This window comes from Legionella sp. km772, from assembly GCF_003989735.1.
Classification (GTDB): Bacteria; Pseudomonadota; Gammaproteobacteria; order Legionellales; family Legionellaceae; genus Legionella.
In genome coordinates this window covers 1-2,634 of sequence record NZ_RZGQ01000273.1, presented here as the reverse complement: position 1 = coordinate 2,634, position 2,634 = coordinate 1, and the positions used below count along the sequence as shown (strand labels likewise).

The following is a 2,634-nucleotide window of genomic DNA, read 5'->3' as shown; positions in this document are numbered from 1 at the left end:
GGGTTTTACCGCATATCCAGCCCAAACTGGCAATGAGATAGTTAAGCGACCTTAAGTGCTAATATTTTGTCCATATCAAACAATATATCCTGTTCTTCAATATCCTGAGTAAAGTCATATTCTCCATGCAAATTGACGTAATGCCAGATTAAAGTCGACCCATTGCGAATAATGGTTAATAGTGCCTTTCTGCTTTCTTCATCCTCCAGCAGAGCCAATTTTTGCGAAAGGTATAGCTCATTCCATAATACAATTGCATTCTGGATTAGGCGTTGGCAACCAACAACCATTTCTTGTTCCTCTTTGCTGCTGTATTGAATTTCCTGGTTGTTACCAAACAAAATGGCTTTTGAGAACTTATTCGACAACTCAATACGATTTAGCTGTTTTTCAACAGCCTGTCGTAATTCCACATCATCAATATACCGAAGGATAAACAGACTTTTAATGATCCGTCCAAATTCCTTGATGGCACAGTACAATGGGTGTTGTTTAGAATATGAACTGAGGCGCTTGAACAGTTGAGATGCCGTTGTGGTTTTAAGTTTTATCGTAACCATCAAACGCAAAACATCATCCCAATGGGTTTTAATTAAATCCGTGTCGATATAACGATGTGGCAGTATTTTATAGCCTCTGGTTTCATAGGTGCTTCTAGAACTGAAACTATAGAGGGTAGCTTTCTTCAGACCTTTAATTCTGGGTGCAAAATAAATCCCCAGCATATTTAATATCCCAAAAATTGCTTCGGAATAACCATGTGTATCAGTGGAATGGATAGTGCTTTTGATCGAAAGATTGTGTAATAATCCATCAGCAACATAGGCTGCCTCTCGCTCAGAACTACTGATGGACGTAGTATAAAAAAGGCGATTCAGCTCATCAATAAAACTGTAAAGTGAAGAACCTGAGCCGCTTCCAAAGTATTTGAATGATTTATTGGCATTCAATGACTCAACAATCACGCTGACTTTTCGCCCATCGCTTGATGTATGTAATTCACCAGGATTGTTTTGATAGATGCTGGCTAATGATAGCTTGCCGAGCAGATCAAGAATGCATTGATTGGCTGCGTTAATATTATCAAGACTCATGTGCCAGTTTACAAAGTTTTCCAGTGCATCTTCCGTAATTCCTTTGGAGACATTGGCCATCTTGCTGATACCAATATTGCACCCCATTCCTAAAATCGCCGCATAAAATATGGATGTTTTTGGTAAAATCTTCTTGTCTTTTACGCTGTGATGGCGAAAGCAATGAAGGTAACCCGTTAACCGCTGAATATCACTCAATATTTTCAGTACCGATGTGTATTTCTGATCAATAAATAGAGAAGATACCGATTGTGTATTTATCTTTTCGACTTTAGGTGTTGTCAGCACCATCCGTCCTTTTGAATCAAATTTAATGTGAGAGTTCTTGTCTGCCTTGATGCGTCGATTGGTTTTATGATAAGCCCCATGAAGCTTTTTTTGAAGGGTTGCAATTAATTGATCAATATCTGCAAAATCGAGTAGCCCAGCTTCTTCCAGTAGCCTGTTCCTGTTAACTTGCCAGTGCTCTTTGGGGTGTAAGTAATTTTCCAGTGAAAGATAGCGATAGGCTGGCTTCAGACTGATAATGCCCGCCTTTAAAGCATCAGCTGTGTAAAAATACAGTAGAACTTTATAAAGAGAAACCCTAAATTTACTTTCATTAGAATAAAGTACCGTCTGCTCCCTTTCAGATAAAAAGCCCACTGGTGCCTCTTTTCCCACATTCCCTGTTTTAGCCTGATAGTGTTTAATTGCTACCAGAATAGCAGGAATTTCCTGATTTTCCGCGATATCAAATGCAATATTACGCAAAATATCAGCCACCCTGTTCTGTAATTTAAGGGATAAATCTTCTAGTATCTGGTAATAATTCTCTGCGTTCACCTCATCAAGCGCCTGTTTTGTGCATTCATCCAGTTTTGGTTCCTGTGAATGAATTTCCAGGTGTTGGTGATAGTCATCCAGCAATTGTCTGATTTGCTGAACTTTCTCCGAATCACTTAATACAGGTGATGTTGCCAGCCTTTCAATTTTTTTCAGTTGATCCTTATAGGATATTCTTGCATCTGATAATAATTGCAGGGTTTCCTTTTGTTGGTCTTTCTGTTTAAAGATATGTTCCTTTTCATTTTTCGTAGCGGCATTTTCCGTTGCCTTCACACAGCTCAGTAAAATATCTGCAAAAATATCCTGTCTTAACTGATACTGATGAACCAAAAAACAAAGTATATGGAGATAGCGTTTATCAGGCTGAAGCTGATTAATCTGAAACAGACTGGCTTTGCGAACCCAGGTTGCATAATGCTTAATTGTATCATTGTGCAGATTTAGTCTATCCAGCAAAGGGGTGATACTATTATATAGGCATTGGATTAGTTGATAATCCTCGACGCTTTCCTTGATTTCTTTTGGTTTTCTTGAGTGACTAATGGTTTTAAGTCTGGCAATGGTTGAAGAATCAGCATCATCTATTTTTAGAAGAGCATCCATACTAATTTTTTGATCATCGGATAGTTGATCCTCAATCATAAGGACCAGATGTGTATCATAATTACTGATTATCTCTGTGATGCTCAGGGCAAATCGATTATAGCGAGGG

At 38.4% G+C, this 2,634-nt stretch carries 1 protein-coding gene; it reads right to left on the bottom strand.

The genetic code is table 11. The features are described from left to right. Positions 1-41: 41 nt before the first annotated feature. The coding region (locus tag ELY15_RS15100) for a Tn3 family transposase (RefSeq protein WP_127101478.1) at positions 42-2,634 on the bottom strand (2,593 nt) is incomplete at its 5' end.